General features: G+C 61.5%; 17 protein-coding genes. 8 read left to right on the top strand and 9 right to left on the bottom strand.

All coding sequences use genetic code 11. From position 1 onward, the window contains the following. The first annotated feature begins 2 nt into the window (after positions 1–2). The 5 genes from ACOOHP_RS09845 (at position 3) to ACOOHP_RS09825 (ending at position 6,041) form a co-directional block, all read left to right on the top strand. On the top strand, positions 3–3,155 hold the full coding sequence (locus ACOOHP_RS09845) for an efflux RND transporter permease subunit (RefSeq protein ID WP_007187078.1): 3,153 nt from the start codon (positions 3–5) through the stop codon (positions 3,153–3,155). Continuing rightward, a complete protein-coding gene (locus ACOOHP_RS09840; RefSeq protein WP_322266721.1) occupies positions 3,148–4,479 on the top strand; it encodes an MFS transporter in 1,332 nt (443 codons plus the stop codon). The genes ACOOHP_RS09845 and ACOOHP_RS09840 overlap by 8 nt, the downstream gene beginning before the upstream one ends. Before the next feature lie 89 nt (positions 4,480–4,568). Then, positions 4,569–4,793, top strand: coding sequence for a hypothetical protein (locus ACOOHP_RS09835; RefSeq protein ID WP_007187076.1), 225 nt, complete (start codon positions 4,569–4,571; stop codon positions 4,791–4,793). Next, complete coding sequence (locus tag ACOOHP_RS09830; RefSeq protein WP_237715099.1) at positions 4,790–5,473, top strand: HupE/UreJ family protein; 684 nt, start codon at positions 4,790–4,792, stop codon at positions 5,471–5,473. Before ACOOHP_RS09835 ends, ACOOHP_RS09830 begins: the two co-directional genes overlap by 4 nt. Next, a complete protein-coding gene (locus ACOOHP_RS09825; RefSeq protein WP_420466253.1) occupies positions 5,466–6,041 on the top strand; it encodes a hypothetical protein in 576 nt (191 codons plus the stop codon). The genes ACOOHP_RS09830 and ACOOHP_RS09825 overlap by 8 nt, the downstream gene beginning before the upstream one ends. A 94-nt stretch (positions 6,042–6,135) precedes the next feature. Here ACOOHP_RS09825 and ACOOHP_RS09820 read toward each other — a convergent pair whose 3' ends face one another. The 6 genes from ACOOHP_RS09820 to ACOOHP_RS09795 all read right to left on the bottom strand — a co-directional run bounded on the left by ACOOHP_RS09820 (position 6,136) and on the right by ACOOHP_RS09795 (position 14,297). Next, positions 6,136–8,799, bottom strand: coding sequence for a hypothetical protein (locus tag ACOOHP_RS09820; RefSeq protein WP_040455186.1), 2,664 nt, complete (start codon positions 8,797–8,799; stop codon positions 6,136–6,138). Between the two features lie 13 nt (positions 8,800–8,812). Further along, positions 8,813–9,667, bottom strand: coding sequence for a hypothetical protein (locus ACOOHP_RS09815; RefSeq protein ID WP_040455183.1), 855 nt, complete (start codon positions 9,665–9,667; stop codon positions 8,813–8,815). Beyond that, on the bottom strand, positions 9,664–10,656 hold the full coding sequence (locus ACOOHP_RS09810) for a TRAFAC clade GTPase domain-containing protein (RefSeq protein WP_272942425.1): 993 nt from the start codon (positions 10,654–10,656) through the stop codon (positions 9,664–9,666). The genes ACOOHP_RS09815 and ACOOHP_RS09810 overlap by 4 nt, the downstream gene beginning before the upstream one ends. A gap of 2 nt (positions 10,657–10,658) precedes the next feature. Further along, a complete protein-coding gene (locus ACOOHP_RS09805) occupies positions 10,659–11,699 on the bottom strand; it encodes a GTPase-associated system all-helical protein GASH (RefSeq protein ID WP_040455181.1) in 1,041 nt (346 codons plus the stop codon). A gap of 12 nt (positions 11,700–11,711) precedes the next feature. Next, positions 11,712–13,046 carry a metallophosphoesterase gene (locus tag ACOOHP_RS09800; protein ID WP_007187071.1) on the bottom strand — a complete coding sequence of 445 codons (1,335 nt, stop codon included), beginning with the start codon at positions 13,044–13,046 and terminating at the stop codon, positions 11,712–11,714. A gap of 153 nt (positions 13,047–13,199) precedes the next feature. After that, complete coding sequence (locus ACOOHP_RS09795; protein ID WP_007187070.1) at positions 13,200–14,297, bottom strand: site-specific integrase; 1,098 nt, start codon at positions 14,295–14,297, stop codon at positions 13,200–13,202. A 170-nt stretch (positions 14,298–14,467) separates the two neighbouring features. Here ACOOHP_RS09795 and ACOOHP_RS09790 point away from each other — a divergent pair, with 170 nt between their 5' ends. After that, complete coding sequence (locus ACOOHP_RS09790) at positions 14,468–15,496, top strand: DNA-binding protein (protein WP_007187069.1); 1,029 nt, start codon at positions 14,468–14,470, stop codon at positions 15,494–15,496. Positions 15,497–16,145: 649 nt separating this feature from the next. Here the strand turns inward: ACOOHP_RS09790 and ACOOHP_RS09785 are convergent. Genes ACOOHP_RS09785 through ACOOHP_RS09775 form a run of 3 tightly spaced genes read right to left on the bottom strand, consistent with a single transcriptional unit; the run spans position 16,146 to position 17,006 of the window. Beyond that, complete coding sequence (locus ACOOHP_RS09785) at positions 16,146–16,358, bottom strand: GDCCVxC domain-containing (seleno)protein (protein ID WP_083844665.1); 213 nt, start codon at positions 16,356–16,358, stop codon at positions 16,146–16,148. Positions 16,359–16,366: 8 nt separating this feature from the next. Continuing rightward, a complete protein-coding gene (gene merP / locus ACOOHP_RS09780; protein WP_007187068.1) occupies positions 16,367–16,648 on the bottom strand; it encodes a mercury resistance system periplasmic binding protein MerP in 282 nt (93 codons plus the stop codon). A 13-nt stretch (positions 16,649–16,661) separates the two neighbouring features. After that, complete coding sequence (locus ACOOHP_RS09775) at positions 16,662–17,006, bottom strand: mercuric transporter MerT family protein (protein WP_040455175.1); 345 nt, start codon at positions 17,004–17,006, stop codon at positions 16,662–16,664. A 75-nt stretch (positions 17,007–17,081) separates the two neighbouring features. On the opposite strand from ACOOHP_RS09775, the gene merR reads away from it, so the two are divergent. Next, complete coding sequence (merR, locus tag ACOOHP_RS09770) at positions 17,082–17,480, top strand: Hg(II)-responsive transcriptional regulator (RefSeq protein WP_040455173.1); 399 nt, start codon at positions 17,082–17,084, stop codon at positions 17,478–17,480. A gap of 166 nt (positions 17,481–17,646) precedes the next feature. Next, complete coding sequence (locus ACOOHP_RS09765; protein ID WP_420466252.1) at positions 17,647–18,945, top strand: acyl-CoA carboxylase subunit beta; 1,299 nt, start codon at positions 17,647–17,649, stop codon at positions 18,943–18,945. The last annotated feature ends 59 nt before the right edge of the window (positions 18,946–19,004 follow it).

Below are 19,004 nucleotides of genomic sequence, written 5' to 3'. Positions count from 1 at the left end.
TCATGCTCGAACGCATACTGAGTCTATCCATCAGGCAGCGCATCCCAGTGCTGCTCATCGTCATGGCAACGGCCTTGTTCGGCATCTGGAGCTACCAGAACCTGCCGATCGACGCCGTTCCGGACATCACCAACGTCCAAGTCCAGATCAACACGGAGGCTCCGGGCTACACGCCGCTGGAAGCCGAACAGCGCGTGACCTTCCCGCTGGAGACCTCGATGGCGGGGCTTGCGCGGCTCAAGTACACGCGCTCCTTGTCCCGCTACGGCCTGTCGCAGGTCACAGTGATCTTCGAGGAGGGAACGGATCCCTTCTTCGCCCGCCAGCAAGTCGCCGAACGGCTGCAGGCAGTCGCCGGCCAGCTGCCTCCCGGCATCGAGCCGTCGATGGGCCCCGCGGCGACCGGACTCGGCGAAATCTTCATGTACACCGTCGATGCCGCGCCCGGTGCGCGCAATGCAGATGGCTCACCGGTCACGGCGACGGATTTGCGTCAGGCGCAGGACTGGATCGTGCGCCCCCAGCTGCTGCGCGTCGCAGGCGTCGCCGACGTCAACTCCATTGGCGGCTATGAGCGGCAGTACCTGGTACAGCCGGATCCGGCCACGCTACTGGGCTACGGCGTCAGCTTCGAAGAACTGGCGGCCGCCCTGAAGCGGAACAACGCCAACGCCGGCGCCGGCTACATCGAGCGCTTCGGCCAGCAGATGCTGCTGCGCATCCCCGGTCAGGTGGGAGCCGGCGACGCCGCATTGGATGACCTCCGGAGCATCGTCATCAAGACGGTCGGCGATGCGCCCGTGCGCGTCGGCGATGTCGCCAATGTGACGACGGGCGGCGAGCTGAGGACCGGTGCTGCTACGCAGAACGGGCATGAAGTCGTTCTGGGCACGGTGCTGATGCGTGTCGGCGAGAACAGCCGGACCGTGGCCAGCGCCGTGGCGGACAAAATCAAGGAGATCCAGCCGTCGCTGCCGCCGGGCGTTCAGGTCGTCACTGCCTACGACCGCACCTGGCTGGTCGACAAGACGCTCAAGACCGTGCAGAAAAACCTGCTCGAAGGCGCTCTGCTGGTGATCGTGGTGCTGTTCCTGCTGCTGGGCAACATCCGGGCGGCGCTGCTGACCGCCATGGTCATCCCGATAACGATGCTGCTGACCATCACCGGCATGGTGAAGGCGGGCGTCTCGGCGAACCTGATGAGTCTGGGCGCCCTGGACTTCGGCCTGATCGTGGATGGCGCGGTGATCATCGTCGAGAACTGCCTGCGGCGATTGTCTCTGGAAGCAGCCCACGGGCGGGAAATGCCACTCAAGGAGCGGCTGCAGATCGTTTACGAGGCGAGCAGTGAGGTGATTCGCCCGGCGTTGTTCGGGGTTTTCATCATCACGGCCGTCTACCTGCCGATCTTCGCCCTCAGCGGGGTCGAGGGGAAGATGTTCCACCCCATGGCCCAGACGGTGGTCATGGCCCTGGTCGCTGCCATGGTGCTTTCGGTCACGGCGGTTCCCGCGGCCGTCGCGCTGCTGGTGCCCGCGCCCAAGCCGCACTCGGAAACCCGCTTCGCGCGGTTCGCCGAGCGCGTCTACGTGCCGCTGCTCGATGCCAGCCTGCGGGCGCGCGTCGCCGTGGCGGGAGCGGCAGCCGCGCTGGTCCTGGTGATGGGCTTTGCGGCGTCGCGCATGGGGTCGGAGTTCCTGCCGAACCTGGACGAGGGTGACATCGCCATGCACGCCCTGCGCATCCCGGGCACCAGCTTGACGCAGGCGGTGGGTATGCAGGCCCAGCTGGAATCTGCCGTGAAGCAGCTGCCGGAGGTCGAGCGCATCGTCGCCAAGATCGGTACGGCGGACATCGCCACGGATCCGATGCCGCCGTCGGTGGCCGACAACTTCATCATCCTCAAGGACCGGAGCGAATGGCCGGATCCGCGCAAGCCGAAGGCACAGGTCGTCGCCGATCTGGAAGCTGTGGTGCGTCCGATCCCGGGCAACAACTACGAGTTCACGCAGCCGATCCAGATGCGCTTCAACGAGCTGCTGTCCGGCGTGCGAGCGGACGTTGCCGTGAAGGTTTACGGCGATGATCTGGAGGTGCTGGCCGGTATTGGCAAGCAGATCGAAGGGATCGTCGAGGGCGTCGGTGGTGCCCAGGACGTTTCGCTGGAGCAGGTCACCGGGCTGCCGGTGTTGAGCGTGCAGCCCCGCCGCGAGGTCCTGGCGCGCTACGGTCTGGATGTCGCCGCCCTGCAATCGGTCGTGGCATCGGCCTACGGCGGCGAAACGGTGGGGCTGGTGTTCAATGGTGACCGCCGGAGTCCGCTGGTGATCCGGCTGCAGGAGGAACTGCGCAAGGATATCGATGCCCTCGAGCGTCTGCCTGTGCCGCTTCCGACTGGCGGCTATGTCCCGCTCGGAGAGGTGGCCGAACTGGAGCTGGCGCCTGGCCCCAACCAGGTGAACCGCGAGAATGGCAAGCGCAGGGTCGTCGTGACGGCTAATGTCCGTGATCGGGACCTGGGCGGGTTCATCGCCGATCTCCAAGCGGCGGTGTCCCGCGACGCGGAGCTACCGCCGGGTTACTGGATCTCCTATGGCGGCACTTTTGAGCAGTTGCAGTCGGCCAGCCAACGCCTGGCGATCGTCGTACCGATCACGCTGGCGCTGATCGTCGGCCTGCTGTGGCTGGCCTTCGGGTCGATGCGCGATGCGCTGCTGATTTTCACTGGTGTGCCCTTGGCGCTGACCGGCGGCGTTGCCGCGCTGATGCTGCGCGACATCCCGCTATCGATCTCGGCGGGTGTCGGATTCATCGCACTCTCTGGGGTCGCGGTACTCAACGGCCTGGTCATGGTCAGCTTCATCCGCAGCCTGAGCGAGAATGGCGTGGGTCTGGACGAAGCCATCCGCGAGGGCGCCCGCACCCGTTTGCGCCCGGTACTCATGACGGCCCTGGTGGCGGCGCTGGGCTTCGTGCCCATGGCCTTCAATACAGGAATCGGCTCCGAGGTCCAGCGCCCGCTGGCGACGGTGGTCATTGGTGGCATCATCAGTTCCACGCTGCTGACGCTGCTGGTGCTCCCGGCGCTGTACCGCCTGGCTCATCGCAAGGAGGCCGGGCGGGCTACCAACCCCGGGAGAGTGGCCCATGTTTGAGGTTCTGCGGAACCGGACCTACCGGCACCTGTTCTTGGCGCAGGTCGTGGCGCTGGTGGGTACCGGCCTGGCGACGGTGGCCCTGGGGCTGCTGGCCTTCCGTCTGGCGGGCGAAGATGCGGGGGCGGTGCTTGGCACCGCCCTCGCCATCAAGACGATCGCTTACGTGGTGGTTGCCCCGATCGCCGGGGCCTACGCTGCACGGTTTCCGCGAAAGAGGCTGCTGGTCACTCTCGATGTGGTCCGATTGCTCGTCGTGCTGGTGCTGCCCTGGGTGGATCAGATCTGGCAGATCTATGTGCTGATCTTCGTGCTCCAAAGCGCCTCGGCCGCCTTCACGCCGACCTTCCAGGCCACCATCCCGGAAGTGCTGCCCAAGGAAGAGGACTACACCAAGGCCCTGTCCCTGGCACGGCTGGCGTATGACCTGGAGACCTTGCTAAGCCCGGCTTTGGCGGCGGTGCTGCTGACGATCATCACCGACCAGGGCTTGTTCATGGGGACCGCTGTCGGGTTCCTGGGATCGGCTCTGCTTGTGCTTTCGGTGGCCTTGCCGCGGCCGGTGGCCAAGACTGCGTCGACCCGCATCACCCGGAAGCTCACTCAGGGCATGCGCATCTTCCTCGCCACGCCCCGCCTGCGTGGCCTGCTGGCACTCAATCTCGCGGCGGCAGCCGGCGGCGCGATGGTCATCGTCAACACCGTGGTGATTGTGCGGGGCGAGCTGCAGAAGTCGGATCACGCCGTGGCCCTGGCCTTGGCTGCTTTCGGCGCAGGGTCAATGATCATGGCCTTTGTGCTGCCGCGGTTGCTGGAGCGCTATCGGGATCGCAGCGTGATGCTGACGGCGGCCGGGAGCATGTCGATCCTGCTCGCTGTCCTGGCCATGGCCTGGTCACTGGCGGAGCGCGCGCACTGGGGGCTCCTGCTGGGAGGCTGGGTCCTGCTGGGCAGCAGCTATGCGGCGCTGGTCACCCCGGGTGGGCGTCTGCTGAAGCGCTCCTCAAGGGAGGAGGACCGGCCGGCACTGTTCTCTGCACAGTTTTCGCTGTCCCATGCCTGCTGGCTTATCACTTATCCCCTGGTGGGATGGCTGGGGGCCCAGGCGGGGATGGGGATGGCCCTATGGACCATGGCGGCGATCGCCACGCTGGGCTGGATCGCGGCGGCGCGGTTCTGGTCCGCCGACGACAGCGGAGCGCCGGTGCACCGACATGACGATCTCCCGTCAGACCACCCGCATCTGGCCGAAGGCGAGCATAGCGACCATGGCCATAGCCATCCCTTCGTGATCGATGAGGTGCATCGGAGGTGGCCGTCTTAACCCCCACTGGAACACCGGCGCGGCTCGACGGCCGCTCCGGTGTACCGGTCCCTTGCTGTACCGCTGTTCCATCCCCACTGGAGTTCGAGATGAAGAAGTCGTTTGTTGCTGCGATCCTGCTGAGCCTGAGCGCCCCGCTGGCCATGGCTCACGGAAACCACGAGCCGGAAGAAGAGGGCGCTGTGGTCAAGCCCCAGTCTGTGCGCAAGGCTGGCGCATCCAAAGCCGCCCCCAAGGGGGACAAGGCACAGGGGGCAGAGACCGAAGCCGAGAAGGCCGACGAGAAGGCGCCGGCTGCGCCTACATCGAAGTGAGGCGGGTATCCCTTGCACTGCTGCTGCCCGGCCTTCTCCTGGCCGGTGCAGCGGCGGCGCATGGCGTTGCCGAGGATGACAAGCTCTTCATCGAGGGCAGCGCGGGAGCGCAACTGATCCCGTTCCTTTATTTGGGCGCGAAGCACATGGTGACGGGCTACGACCACCTCCTGTTTCTGTTCGGGGTGATCTTCTTCCTCTACCGGATACGCGACGTGGGGCTTTATGTGACCCTGTTCGCGATCGGTCACAGCAGCACCCTGTTATACGGCGTTCTCAGCGGCACCCACGTCAACCCATACATCGTCGATGCGATCATCGGTCTGTCGGTCGTCTACAAGGCACTGGACAACCTCGGCGCCTTCAAGACGGTATTCGGCGTCCAGCCTGACAATCGCGCGGCCGTGTTCATCTTCGGCTTGTTCCATGGCTTCGGCTTGGCCACCAAGCTGCAGGACTTCTCACTGGGCTCAGACGGATTGGTGCCTAACATGCTCGCGTTCAATGTGGGCGTGGAGATAGGACAGTTGCTGGCCCTGACCGGCATTCTGATCGCGATGGGCTTCTGGCGCAGGACGTCTGCATTCGGACGCCAGGCCTTCGCCGCCAATGTCGTGCTGATGAGTGCGGGCTTCCTGCTCACCGGCTATCAACTTGCAGGTTTCTATCTCAATGACTAACCCAAACGTCCCTGTTTCGCCGATCCAAGCCAGCGTTCCGACACTGCTGAAGGCCACGGCCATTGCCCTGGCAGGCGCTGCAGTCTTGCTGGTTACCACGGTCATGCCGGCGGAGTTCGGCGTCGATCCCACGGGCATCGGAAAAGTCCTGGGGCTGATCGCGCTGCACGCCTCGGAGGCCTCCGCTGCGAGCCCCGCGAGTACCGTTCCCAATACCGAGATGGCAGTGATCGCCAACGAGGCGCCATTCCAAACGAAGGAGATGATGCTGGTTCTCCAGCCGAATGAAGGAGCTGAGATCAAGGCCGCCATGCGCGAGGGCGATTCCTTTGTTTTCACCTGGAAAGCAGAGGGCGGTGCCGTGAATTTCGACATGCATGGTGAGCCCCCGAATGCCGGTGATCAGTTCAGCAGCTACTGGCGTGATCGTGAGCAGACCGCCGCGCATGGCAACTTCATCGCTCCATTCGACGGCGCTCACGGGTGGTACTGGAGTAACAAGGGAACCCAGCCGGTGACCGTGATTGTCCGTGTCAGTGGATTCTTCGAGAAACTCTATCGTCCTTGACGAATTTCGGCTCGCCATATGGGCGCAGGCACCTGGGAGTAGTGTCTTTGCGTCATTCTGCAACGGGGACTGCACGCGAGGCTGCTACTCTTTGTTAATCATCCTCCGCGTCAATCGATTCGATGGCGACAAAGGATCGTAGGGCGCGCGAAAGGAGCTCCTTATCCGGCCCTTCGTACTGCGAAAGGCTTTCTTGAATGCTTTTCAAATACTCCCTACCTCGCCATGCCTTTTGAAGGCTGCGCAACACTCTATCAACATCATGCGCGCGCCACGCACAAATCAATACGCCTACAGGAGGCCAGGCTGATCGGATGTAGGTTTCTACAAGCTTGCGCCGGATGGTCTTGCAGTGGTCCCAATCGGTAAATAGCAAGTCGAGTAGGTTGAATCCGGGACTTCCGGATCTCACTTCTCGGTAGACAATCGGGAAGGCCGCAACCACCAAATCTCCGACCGGAAGATGAGGGGAAGCGAAACACTGATCGAGAACGCGGCCACATGCAACGGCTTGTCCACGCCGATTCGAATCCCCGGAACGGTTCAACATCTCCGCAATTGTCCGAAAGTCCGGTTTAGATAGCCCGGCTAGGCCTGACTGCAGTATTCGGCCTGTCACCAAGTCAATCCGACTGTGCAGTTGGGATTTAAAGCGCTGTGAACCTAAGTCGTAGGCATACAGCGCTCGGCTTACTGCCGTATCTGAAGTCCGGCCGGAAAACAGCGAGTCAATTGCCTCCCGCCCGCTTCCCGTAGCAACTAGGGTTTCTACTGTCTGCAGCAACGCACGATCATCAAGGAGTTCTGAGTTCCCCTGCAGACGACTGATTACGTGGAGTGCGAGGGGACGATAGGCAGTGTCCTCAGGAGACAGTTGTCGCAGCAGTGAGGAGCCATACGACGACAGTTGCTCATCGGACACAGAAGCAAGTCCTAGAAGCCTTGTCATCGGCAAGGCATACGTTAAGGAATCCACCGCCAGCGTCGCCAAGAGGTCAAAGTCTGCGGATGCATTTTCGACGAGCTGCTTGATCTGGTGATCCGAAGACACATGAATCAGTTCTGCCAATACCCTGGCTTTTCGTTGAGGTTCCGAGATGCTCTGACTCAGCCAACGAACATCCTCGCTCTGGATCGTCAACGTGGTCGCCAGTAGCCGATCGGCTCCTTCGCTCTCATGAAGACCGACCACTTTTCTTAAGTTGAGTATTGAGTGCGTGGCGTGGGCCGCGCTGACCAAGGGTTCATCGAACTGTGGCACATCGAATGACGTGGCATTTCCTATGGCCTGCACGGCAAACAAGAGCGTCGAAGAACTGGTACCTCGTAGAAGACTATCCAGCAATCCGGCTTGGCTTGCCCGGGTAAACGAGAGCGCGGAGCGAAGTAGAAGGGATTGTCGCGTCTTCGAATCTGCCGATTGCAACAGGTTGTGGAGACCCGAAAGAAGCTCGCTGTCATTTCCCGCCGCAAAGACGAGTCGATTCGCCAGCACTCTGCTCCTGGAAATGATCTGCGAGCCGATCCTCCCGGGAAACGCCGAAAGTGTGGCCAGAACCTCTGCGTCATTCTCAGTCGCTTGCGATACTCCTTCACCAATGGCCGAGGCCAGTGGGGCAGGCAGAGTCGCGCCCTCGGTCATGGACTCTTGAAACGCCGACACGCAAGCAAGCGGCGCGTTCGCTGCACGGGCCCTAGCAGCTGCGCGGACTACGGAGGCAGTTCCTTTGGGCAGCCTACCTTTCTCGAACTTCTGCGTGAGGGCCAGGAGGTATTGCCAGAACTGGGAATCCGAAAACGACCGCCGCGCCGTCGAGACACCAACTCGAATCTCGTTTGCCAGAGATTCACGGGCCCTTAGGCTAGTCGGGTGAGCCGTCGTGTAGATATCGATCAACCCCAAGACTGCTTCCGGCGACTCCGCCGACTTATCAGCCAGCTCTCGCCAGAACAGGGATAGTCTCAGTCGGGATTCGCTGGCGTCCTGATGGCCTCCAAGAATTCCCAGTTCGTCCAGACGATCCAGATTCGGAGGGAAGTCCTTGAAGACCGCCTCAGCAAGGGCATTCGACCAACGGTGGCGTGGACGGTAGGGCGTCGACGATGGCTCAATCCTTCTACCTGACCAATCGCTGAAACGTGACCGTGCAGCTTTTGGTGCGAAGACTATGTCGAAAGGACGTCCTTGTACTGATCTGGGACCGAGAGAAAAGGTACAAACGGCAAACATCTTCCGGAGCGCCGGCCATAAAGCTGCAATCAGGCGAAAACAAGCAAGGTCGGCATCCTTTGCATCGAACACCGCAATCGGGGCGCGCTTCTCCAAAAACATTGCCTCGACCAGCTCCAGGCTCCATGGGCTTTCGAGACGAGGCCAGGTCCGAATCTCCTCTGCGCCCGAAGGATGTCCTAAAACATTCGAATCCGCGCTCAGCTGAAAATGTGAAACAACATCGCGCAGAGTCTGAAGGACTGTGGGCGCGGTCCATTCCGGCATCGGCACAAACAGGCTATGCGTGCGAACGCAGCCTGCTCTTGGCGCCGCCAGATCCTGTCGCGTCAGCGCCACGACATAGTAAGTCTGGCTGGGGAGGGGATAGAACGTAAAATACGGGGCAAACTCCTCCCCTGGCCGCAACTGCCCGGAGATATCGGACAGACGGTCGACGGTATCTTGGTCTTGCTGGATCAGCTCAACATTACCCTGCAGCAGTTGATGACCGTTCCGGTAGCCGTGAAATTGCTCGCGTGCGTACATTCTCGTCGCTGCGTCACTTCCGTAGAAGCCAGGCGATTGGGATGGTGACATCCGCTTGTTCCTCGGTGCCATGCACGACGTAGCCGGAAGCATGGACGTCGCCATTGGCCAAGAAGTCAGCCTTGAACCCCGGATCATCGGTCAAGTCGCCCCCGACGATACTCACCCCAAAGGCATCGATGTCGAGTTCTTCAGAGTTCTGCAAGGCACCAAAGAACAACGGGAATTCGGACTCTAGATATCGCCAGGGACCCTGCGCGCGTTGCTGTGCATCCAGCCGGTCCCATGCCGTCACGACGACGGCAACACGGCGCGGAGTTTTCACCCCTGACTGACCCAAGGTGGTCTCGAGGAATCGAAGCAGCTGACACAAATAGACCTGGGTGGGAATCCGACTCTGCACCTCGGCATTTGGGGTGATTTTGGTCAGAATGCCATCCGAGACCACCCAGTCCAAGGGCATGTGATTCAACGGAGACCGCGCTCGCACGAACAGCAATGCCATCGAGGTTCGGCAGAGTTCGTCATGCCAGCGCTGCGATATTTCGGAATCCTCCACGGCATCTCGCCACATTTCACCATTTACGTCAGGCACCACCAGTTCCGCGGCAATTGCTCCTTCTGAAGCACGCACCGGAATCCGAAATGTTGCGCTTTGATCTTCGGAGTCCAGGGTGGTTCGGCCCGCAAATGCACCTTCGAGAAGATGGGCGACGGCATCCTCAACGTACTTGATCACCCCTGTATCCGGTGTCGAAGTCACTGCGGATTTCCCCTCGCGTAGGGAGGCCCACAAACGCGCGAGGTAGTTCGTCTTGCCAGTCTCGGGCAAGCCCACAAGCAGGATCGAGGCGGTGCTCGCGGTCATTTGCGTCCCCGGAAGCGTAGCATGACCCGGTTGCACCAAGAGTTGTCCGTATCCGGCCAGAATTCCAGGGGAAGGGGAGGAGACGGATTTACCCAGGTCTCGACGAGGGCGCCAATGCCGAATCCCGGTTGAACCCCGGAGTCCGCCTTAGTGAAGGACGCGATGGGGACTACTTGGATTTGCAAGTCGTAGCGGGCAGCCTCCTCTATGATTTGCTGCAAGGCTGTCGCATTGGGCTCGAAGGCATCCCGGTGCGACACTACCAAAATGGCCGGCGGCGTTCGCGGTGCAACCAGAGCCGCCGCCTTTTGAATTAGCAGCTTTGTGCGATGGACGGTGGACTGCCGTTTGCTTGCCAGTTGTCGACCATCGACAAAGAAGCAGAGAACGTCAGCCGATTTCAGGAAGTACCACTGCTCCACCCTGTTCTCGTCGACAAGCGAATTCGACCATTCACCTGGCAGATCAGGGACGAGCAGGTCACAGAGACGATCTCGCTGGTCGAGAACTCGCAGATGCATAAACCCAGCTCCGCGTTCCGTAGATATCTCGGTATGCACCGTCATCTGATCTGGCCGCGCGCCTTCGCTCCAGCGCCTGGCGCCGCGGCTGATTTCGTCAAGAGCCATCACAGTGAGGCTGTTGGCAAAGCGAAAGCCTTCCAGGCGGTTGTGGGCCAGAAGCAGATACAAACTAACAAGTGCTGCCGTCTTACCCGAGTCAGGGCATCCCAGTACCCCAACCAGCGTGGTTTGCCGGGAAGCCCCCAGACTTCGAATTTGGTCTAAATCGAGGGTAAGGCTATTCGGAAGCTTTGGCTTTTCCGGCGGAGGTGCAAGGGTGCTCTCCGTCTCCAAGACCGAGGGTGGTTCGATGGCAGCCCCCTCTGATTCATCGAGGCGCTCGGAGCACTCATTGGGGTCTCGGCTCAGAGCGCACTTGCCAGTTTGCTGAACCGTGCACTCTTCCTTTCTGCATCCGCGTTCCACGGTCAGATTCCAGGCGATGCTTGGACGACCATCGTGGCAACGCACGCCTCAAGGAGCACATGCTTTGTCCAGATGGACAGGGGCAAGTTGATCGAGCTGTCGACTTTGCGGTCATTAGTTGCGATGGCAGAAAGGAGCGGAAACACCCTAGGGAGATCGGAAACGATCTTGCTGCCGGAATGGATTCCCGCCAGTTTCGCCCGGTCTTTGCCAAGATCGGCCAAGATGGCTTCGAATGACATCGCCTCCGTATCTTCGATCTGCCGGATGACCAACTGTTTGTGGGACTCCGTGGGCAGGCGCCTCATGATCTTCGAAAGTTCCAAGGCGCCTGTGATGGCGCGCAGCACCGGAGGCAACGCCGAAAGCGGCCGGCTGAGCGTCTCGCTGAAATCGCTGAGGGCCCACCAAAGCAAGTCCAACTCCTCTCGATCCCGGATGGCGTTCTCACGTAGGGCGGAGATGGTGGCGTCAGCGGCGATCTCGACCTTTTCCAGGAGCTTGGGAGCATCGGGCACCTCGCCTTCCTGTAGGGGCATCTCAAAATCGGGTACTGTCTTTCGGCGCCGGGTGAGGATGCCGCAATTGAGGACCCATTCCTGAGCTTGGGACAAAACCTGGCGCCGCAATTCCTCCAGCTTTAAATTCGACGACGGAGTCTGCACGGCCAAAGCGCACCAGAGTGCGCTGGCAATGCAGCCGGTCCTGCTCATGGGAATATCATCGGATGGACTTGACGATTCCAGCCAAGCGAGTAAGGCGACGGCGGAGCAGACCGCGATTTCCAACTCATGTCCTTGATAGATCAGAGCTGGACTAAATTTCTTCAATGGGGTGACCGCCTCAGTCGCAAGTGAAGCGGGCAGGGCGTTGGGATCCTGCAAGGCGTCGGCGACGCCACTGGCCAACCGGACGAGGCCTTCGACGTCGGTTTTCTTTAGCCAGGCCTTCCGAAGCGCCTCGATTCCCTGGGTCCGTTTTGTGACCAGATCATCGCTAGGGGTCTGATCGAATATGCGGCAGTAGCGTGCAATGTCGGCCATCGGGGTATCCGGCTATTTCTGGTGGTTGTTCGGATCGAGGCCCAGCACTTCGTTCATCGCCGCTTCGAGTTCAGCAAGACGGTTTGTCAGGTGCAGGGAATCGAGAATTTGTTGTTCGGCACTATGCATGAGCGTGTCCTGCCACTGCGGCGGCAGTGCATTGAGCTTCACCAGCACGCTAATGCGCTGTGTGGCCGTCAGGTCGCGAAAAAAAGTCAGGCGGAGTTGCGCGTACTTTGGCGGTTCCGACGAACTTGTCCTCTCTTCGATCATGCCTTCCTCCTGCACAATCGGAATATGGACAGGAACCTCGCTTTGCTCTGGCGACGGCGCGGACCCGCTTGCCGGTTTGGGCACGGCCCTGAAGTTGGGACATCCTAGCCGATAGTTCGGCCCGCCTTCGCCCAGGCGTCCTGGATCAGCCGCGAACCGCTTTGCATCGTCATCCCATTTTCTGGGAATCACTGTAACAACAAGCTCATCCGCTGCAGAATCCCATTCGAACTGGAGCAGGTTATAGGTGTAGCCATATTCCACCTCGTTTGTGGGGGGAACGGTCGCGCCAGAAGCGATGTGCAACAAATCGCAGCCCGCAGAAACAGGGTCCACCTTGGCCGAGGGCATGTGCTCATGGCCGGAGATGAATACCCGGGCTCTGGCGCGCAGGTATTTGCGGGCGTCCTCGGAGTCCTGCAGCCAATCCAGAGGATGGTGGGTGAGGACCACCAACTCGGTGCCCGGCTTGCTGGGTAGGACTCGTTGCCTCGCCCCCAGGAGCAAGGATGCCTTGTCATCCTGCTTGGCGCAGATTAGGGCGGTGTTCAAACCGATGAATCGAAGGTGTCGTCCAGGGGCAAGTTCGACGACTCGGCTTCCTGCGTCGCCGCCGGATTTGTCTAGGGGTGAGGCGTAGCCCGCTGCAAAGGGCTCGTAGGCGTGGAAGCGGCTATAGAGGAGGGTCCTGTCGTTCTCGGCCGCCAAGAATTCGTCAAGTTTCGGCTCGCCCTTCACCTTGATCTCATCAAGCATCCAGGTGAGTGCCGCAGAAATCTTGGCGCGATCTACGTCATGGTTGCCCGGCACTATTTGTACGTCGGTTTTCGCACAACCGGCCGCGCCAGCGATCTGATCGAGCCAAGCCGCGGCGGCCGCATACTGTTCACGCTTTCCAGCGTACGCGATATCCCCGCAAACAATGACGCCGCTGGCTCGCTGTCCGGGAAGACGTGCCACCTGATCCTGGACATCTTCAATCAGCCGTTCCTTGACATCGTCGTGGACGGCGACCGCTCCGCCTTTTTCCTGGCCGAAGTGGATGTCCGAGAGGTGAATGAAGGCAATAGGCATGGCGCCGTTTTGGTCCCCGATCGGTTTTGAGTCTTTTTATTCTGAATCAAGGGCTTCGACCTGTAGATTCCGGCCTTTGCCAAGTTCGATAGTAGCTTAAGACCCCCACATCTGCCGAGCATTGCTCGGGTTACCTCCGCGCACGGAACTGCCTTAGTCCAACAGGTTTCCAACGGCGTTGGCCGCCAGTTCGCCGCTCCGGTAATACCCTATAACCGTATCGACCTTCCGATGCTCGGTCATGGCCATTACGTCACCCACGGGAATGTTCTTCCGACCCGCCTCCGTGACAAAGCCTGACCGGAGGCTGTGGCCCGCCCAATCGCCGTCCAATCCGGCTAACAAGGCGCGTTTGCGCACGATGTTCGCGACGGATTCCGGGGTGAGGGGAGGGCCCACTCGCGACCCCCACAGGCGCCGGAAGATCGCGCCCTCGGCAATGGCAGCCGCGTCGAGCCAGGCCTTCAGGGCCTCAGCTGCCTTGCCACGGATCGGCTTATCTGGCTGCTTGACTGTCCCATCCTGGTTGGTCTTTGACCGATGCAGCCGATAGGCATAGTTGCTGCCATCCGCCTTGATTAAGCGCTCCACGATGGCATCGGCCACCTCCGATCGCCGGCGACCGCCGCTGGACCAGGCAAACAGCAGCAGCGCCCGATCTCGGATTCCCTTGAGGGAGTCATCGCAGGTGGCCAGCATGGCTTCCAGAGGCTCCCGGGTCGCCGCCGTCTTCTTCGTGACGATTTCACCACGCTTGGAGGCGGCGCGTTTGGCGCTCGACAGCAGCTGGCGGACCTGCGGATCTTCACAGGGATTAGGCTGCCGGCGCAGTTGGTGCAACTTGGAAAGCACCGCCAGCCGGTGGACCACGGTGTTCATCTTCAGCGGTCCGGCCTGGCGCTTGAAATCGCTCTCGACCAAGAGCTGGTCGATCGCCGCTGGCAGCTCGCAGACCGGCTGGTCGATCGGGCCGCGCGCCAGGTGGTCGACCAGGAATTGCAGCACCGTCGGCACGGCGACGGGCAGGGCCAGCGGCTGCCCGTAACGCGCCTGGGCCCAGGCACACCAGTAGCGCAGGGCGCTGCGATAGCTGCGGACGGTATTCTCGGCTTGGCCGGCGACCAGGATTTCCTCGGCCGCGCGCCGCGCCGCGTCGCCCAGTTCGGACGGCGAGATCAGCTCGGCCGGCGCCGCGACCGTCACGGCCGCGGATTTGGGCCTGCGTCTGCGCGGTGGCTCAGCGGTCGGCATATCGGTATAAATCCTATGTACTATGTATTAAATACGACGTTCGACCTGTCGTATTCGTGATAAACATCTCTTATCACGAGTATAAAGGCAAGGGCAGGGAATTGAGAATCGGGAGGCCCCATGAGCATTAAAACGCGAAAATCGGAGCCGGTTAATACCGGGAAAACCCTATGCGCGGTGTAACGCTGACCGACATCACGCGCGCTGCGGATCAGCTGCTGGCCGAAGGTGAGCGGCCGACGATCGATGGCGTGCGCCGGATCTTGGGGACCGGCTCGCCTGGTACGGTGAACGCTCTGCTCAAGCAGTACTTCCAGTCGCTGCCGTTGCGCCTGAACTTGCCGGCGTCGATCGCGACGGCCGCGGCTGAACTCTACGAGCAAGTACAGAGTACTGCCCGCCAGGAACTCGAAACGGAACGTGCAGAGGCTGAGGCGGCGCTCGCCCAAGGTCGCGAAGCTCTGGCCCAGGATCGCCGCGACTTCGAAGTCGAGCGCACGGCGTTCCATCAGCGAGTTGCCGACCTGAACGCCGATCTGGAACGTCACCGGGAGCAGCTCAAGACCACCTCAGCCAAGCTCGCCAGCACCGAGAAAGAGCTGGGAACCCAGACGACCCGCGCGACCACCGCCGAGGCCCAGGCCCGCGCTTCCGAGGCCGAGCGCGAACGCGCCGCCCAGAAGCACACCGGCGAACTGCAGCGGCTGCGCGACCAGGCTGAGGGCAACGAGCGTCACCTGCTGGGTCGTATCGACGAACAGAAGGCCCAGTTGCAACGCCTGGTGCAGGATCGAGAGCGTGAAACGGCCGCCGCAGCCAAGCATGCGGCAACCCTCGAGACATCGGTGTCGGAGGCCGCCAAACTGAATGCTTCGCTCCGGGCGGAGCTGACGACTGCGCAGCGTGACCTCGCCAAGCGCCAGGAGGCCGTGGTGGCCGCCGAGAATGCCCTGCAGCGGGTCCATGAGCAGGCCGCCAGGGACCAGGCACTGCGCCAGGCTGAACTGGATCGTGCCCGTGCCGAGATCGAACAGCTGACCGGGAGCAGCGAGCAGCACAAACGTGACCGCGACGAGGCCTTGAGAGATGCGGCAAAACTCGAAGGCCGGCTGTCGGCACTGCTGGGGCAATTGGAGGAAGCCAAGGCTGAGATTCGCCGTCTGCAGAAGGCCAAAGCCGGTGAGGCTGGAAGCTCTTAGTTCGACGTCTGCAGCACAGGTTGCGTCAGTCACCTATGCCGCCGCACCTTGTCCGGCGGCCGGATTGATCATATCAAAGGCGTCCACCACATGAGAATTTTCGCAACCATTCTTGCAACGTTCTCCGCGATTCCGCTGCTTTGCGGATGTTTCACCAGCGAAAGTGACACAACTCGTAGTAGGCGACGGCTGATACCAAGGCGCTGAGTTACTCGCCGTCAAGGTTGCCCGAGGATGAGGCAGGGGGTGCCAGGCGATCGTTCAGCAGCCTGATGACTTCCGATAGGTCGTACCCGAAAGGCGTTCGGGCAGCCAAATGAGCAGTGGAGCTATTCCGAGCGACACTAGCAGCCACTTTTCGGAGTGATGCGAGGTGCCTACGTCGAATCCGTACGCGATGCTCGCAGCTATTGCCAGGAGCAAAAAGTAGGGTCCTGTGATGTAGCAATGCAGTCGGTGGCAGCGAGCGGCATTGACGAGGCAGGCGAGCCCCATCAAGACACAGGCGGCGGCCCCGATCAGAAGAAGCGCGGGATACCGGTCAGCGCCGAAGAACGCCCCTGCGGAGATGCCGCCGGGAATGATCCAGAAGCCGAGCACATGCGACGGCCTGCGAACGCTGTCGCAGCTTCGCGGGTCAGTCATTGGATCAGCCACAGCATCGGCTCTGTTGCTGAATCGGAGGGCACTTCACCGAGCCGAATGAGCAAAACACACAGCAGTCACCGGCAGTCGGCCGGAGAAGCGTCTTGCAATCGCTGCATTCGTAGAAGAATTGGCAGGCATCCGCAGGCATGGTCTCGGACTTTGAAGCTCCGCATCGCGGACAGGTAATCACTGATTCAAACACGATGGCGCTCATGGCCGTCGCTACTTTTGCACGGCCGATGGATACCCGGCATTCCTGGTCGCGGCGGTCAGATCGGCGGACTTGGCCTTGTCCGGATCGAAAGTGACGCGCGCCGTCTTCTTCGCGAAATCGATGCTGACTTCGCTTACGCCGGCGACGCCTTGCAGCGACTTCTTCAGGGTGATCGGGCACACCTGACAGGTCATGTTCTGAACAACAAGCGTTACCGTTTGTGGGGCCATCGCGAAGGCTGCCAGCGGCAGCGCCGTGAGTGCGAGCAGTGCCAAGAAAGTGTTGTACATGGGAGTCTCCGTTTCAGTAGAACAGCGAGGCCAGCAGAGGTACCGCGAGCAGGCAGAGCAGCAGGATGCCGACGACCAAGAAGATCAGGCGGTGGCGCTTGGTGGTGATTGGATCGATGCATGGCATGCCAGGCGCACATACCTGTGGCACGAGGTAGAGCTGGTGAAATGCGCGGCCGAGGAAGACCAGCGTCAGGCCGATGAAGATCGGCCGGTACGGCTCCATCGCCGACAAGTTGCTGATCCACGATCCACCGATTCCGAAGGCCAGCAGCACCAGCGGCCCGACACAGCACACGGATGCTCCAGTGGCCGCCGCGACACTCGCAATCAGTGAGGGTTTTCCAGTGAATTGCATCCGCCGCATCCTTGACCTGGCAATTTAGCTGCTACTCTAAACTCCGTACCAAGGTACGGAGTCAAGGGGCGCGCGATGACAACAGGACTGACAATCGGCAAGCTCGCGGAAGCAGCTGGCGTCAATATCGAGACGGTGCGGTACTACCAACGGCTGGGCCTACTCAACGAACCCACGAAGCCGTCTGACGGGTATCGACGGTATACCCCTCAGCAAGCCAAGCAGCTTCGCTTTATCAAGCGGGCACAGGGCCTAGGCTTCACGCTGTCTGAGATCGGTGGCCTGCTTAGGCTGGATTCCGCCTGCATGTGCGCCGACACCCGGGAATTTGCTGCGCGGAAGCTGGCAATCATCGAGCAGCGAATGGCCGATCTCGTGGCAATGCAGGAGGCGCTGACGGACCTGATCCGGCAGTGCGACGCCGGTGATGGCGGGGATGCCTGCCCCATCATTGAAGTGCTCGCGGCGGCTTGAGCGTGAGTAGTCACCGCTTGGATGCATCGCCGCCGCGCTAAAAGGTCAAAAGGGCGGGTGGTTTAGAAGCTCTGAAATCTCAAGTTTCGAGGGCTAAAATTAACAAGCACAAACAGCAAGTTATGCCGACTTTGCTGCGATTTCGTCAGAATCCCCGCCAACCCTCGTGTACGTCAACGATGCCGCGATCAAGGGCGGCACCAACATGCCGCAGGCCTACGACAAGCTCAAGCGCGCGCAGGAGATCGCAATGCGCGCGCGGCTGCCGTTCATCAGCCTGGTGCAGAGCGGCGGCGGCAACCTGTTCAAGCAGCACCTGGGCTTCAACCGTGCCGGGCACCGCTTCATGACCCAGGCGCGCTCGTCTGCGGCGGGCATTCCGCAGATCACCGTCGTGCATGGCAATTCCACGGCGGGCGGCGCCTACATCCCTGGCATGTCCGACTACGTGGTGATGGTGCGCGGCAAGGCGCGCGCCTTTCTCGCCGGCCCGCCGCTGCTCAAGGCCGCCACCGGCGAGATCGCGGACGAAGAAACGCTGGGTGGCGCCGACATGCACGCCACGCACTCCGGCCTCGCCGAGTTTGTGGCGGAAGACGATGCGCACGCCATCCAGATTGCGCGCGAGCTGGTGCAGCAGCTGCGCTGGCATGAGCGCGTTCCCGCGCACCACGGCCGCGCGGTGGCGCCGCCGCGATATCCGGCGGAGGATCTCTGCGGTCTGGTGCCGGTGGACTACCGTGAGGCCTTCGACTGCCGGGAGATCATTGCGCGGCTGGTTGACGGTTCGGATTTCACCGAGTTCAAGGCCCTGTACGACCCGTACACAATCTGTGGTTTCGCCGAGATCGGCGGCTGGCCGGTGGGCCTGATCGGCAACAACGGCCCCATCGACAACCACGGTGCCGAGAAGGCGGCGCAGTTCATCCAGCTCTGCGGTCAGGCCAACAAGCCGATCATCTACCTGCAGAACACCACCGGATTCATCGTCGGCAAGGAATCCGAGACCGCCGGCATGATCAAGAACGGCGCCAAGCTGATCCATGCCGTTTCCAATGCGCGGGTGCCGCAGATCACCATCATCGTTGGTGCGTCCTATGGCGCGGGCAACTACGCCATGTGCGGCCGCTCGTTCGAGCCGCGCTTCCTGTTTGCCTGGCCCAACGCGAGGCTTGCGGTGATGGGTGGCGAACAGGCCGCGATGGTCATGGAGATCGTGGAGGACAACAAGCAGCGCGCACGCGGCAAGACTCTGGATCGCGACAAGCTCGCGGCGCAGAGCCGTGAACTGACATCGCTCTATGACGAGGTCTCCAGCGCCCTCTACTGCACCTCGCGGGTCTGGGATGAGGGTATCGTCGATCCGCGTCGCACGCGCGACCTGCTGGTGGAGCTGATTGATCTATGCGTGCGCAACGAGCATACACGCCTTCACGGCAATACCTTCGGCGTGGCGAGGATGTAGCGATGCCGTGGTCCCCGGCGTCGAATCCAACGATGAACCACCCCAGCTTCCGATGAGGC

It is taken from the genome of Panacagrimonas sp. (genome assembly GCF_965216805.1).
Lineage (GTDB): Bacteria > Pseudomonadota > Gammaproteobacteria > Nevskiales > Nevskiaceae > Panacagrimonas.
The sequence above is the reverse complement of the archived record's forward strand: the minus strand, read 5'-3'. Positions and strand labels throughout refer to the sequence as shown.

What these genes read in the sequence shown, in the direction of transcription:
- ACOOHP_RS09845 (WP_007187078.1), top strand. Translation starts at nt 3, where the DNA reads ATGCTCGAACGCATACTGAGTCTATCCATCAGGCAGCGCATCCCAGTG.
- ACOOHP_RS09840 (WP_322266721.1), top strand. Translation starts at nt 3,148, where the DNA reads ATGTTTGAGGTTCTGCGGAACCGGACCTACCGGCACCTGTTCTTGGCG.
- ACOOHP_RS09835 (WP_007187076.1), top strand. Translation starts at nt 4,569, where the DNA reads ATGAAGAAGTCGTTTGTTGCTGCGATCCTGCTGAGCCTGAGCGCCCCG.
- ACOOHP_RS09825 (WP_420466253.1), top strand. Translation starts at nt 5,466, where the DNA reads ATGACTAACCCAAACGTCCCTGTTTCGCCGATCCAAGCCAGCGTTCCG.
- ACOOHP_RS09820 (WP_040455186.1), bottom strand. Translation starts at nt 8,799, where the DNA reads ATGTACGCACGCGAGCAATTTCACGGCTACCGGAACGGTCATCAACTG.
- ACOOHP_RS09815 (WP_040455183.1), bottom strand. Translation starts at nt 9,667, where the DNA reads ATGACCGCGAGCACCGCCTCGATCCTGCTTGTGGGCTTGCCCGAGACT.
- ACOOHP_RS09805 (WP_040455181.1), bottom strand. Translation starts at nt 11,699, where the DNA reads ATGGCCGACATTGCACGCTACTGCCGCATATTCGATCAGACCCCTAGC.
- ACOOHP_RS09800 (WP_007187071.1), bottom strand. Translation starts at nt 13,046, where the DNA reads ATGCCTATTGCCTTCATTCACCTCTCGGACATCCACTTCGGCCAGGAA.
- ACOOHP_RS09795 (WP_007187070.1), bottom strand. Translation starts at nt 14,297, where the DNA reads ATGCCGACCGCTGAGCCACCGCGCAGACGCAGGCCCAAATCCGCGGCC.
- ACOOHP_RS09790 (WP_007187069.1), top strand. Translation starts at nt 14,468, where the DNA reads ATGCGCGGTGTAACGCTGACCGACATCACGCGCGCTGCGGATCAGCTG.
- ACOOHP_RS09785 (WP_083844665.1), bottom strand. Translation starts at nt 16,358, where the DNA reads ATGAGCGCCATCGTGTTTGAATCAGTGATTACCTGTCCGCGATGCGGA.
- merP (WP_007187068.1), bottom strand. Translation starts at nt 16,648, where the DNA reads ATGTACAACACTTTCTTGGCACTGCTCGCACTCACGGCGCTGCCGCTG.
- ACOOHP_RS09775 (WP_040455175.1), bottom strand. Translation starts at nt 17,006, where the DNA reads ATGCAATTCACTGGAAAACCCTCACTGATTGCGAGTGTCGCGGCGGCC.
- merR (WP_040455173.1), top strand. Translation starts at nt 17,082, where the DNA reads ATGACAACAGGACTGACAATCGGCAAGCTCGCGGAAGCAGCTGGCGTC.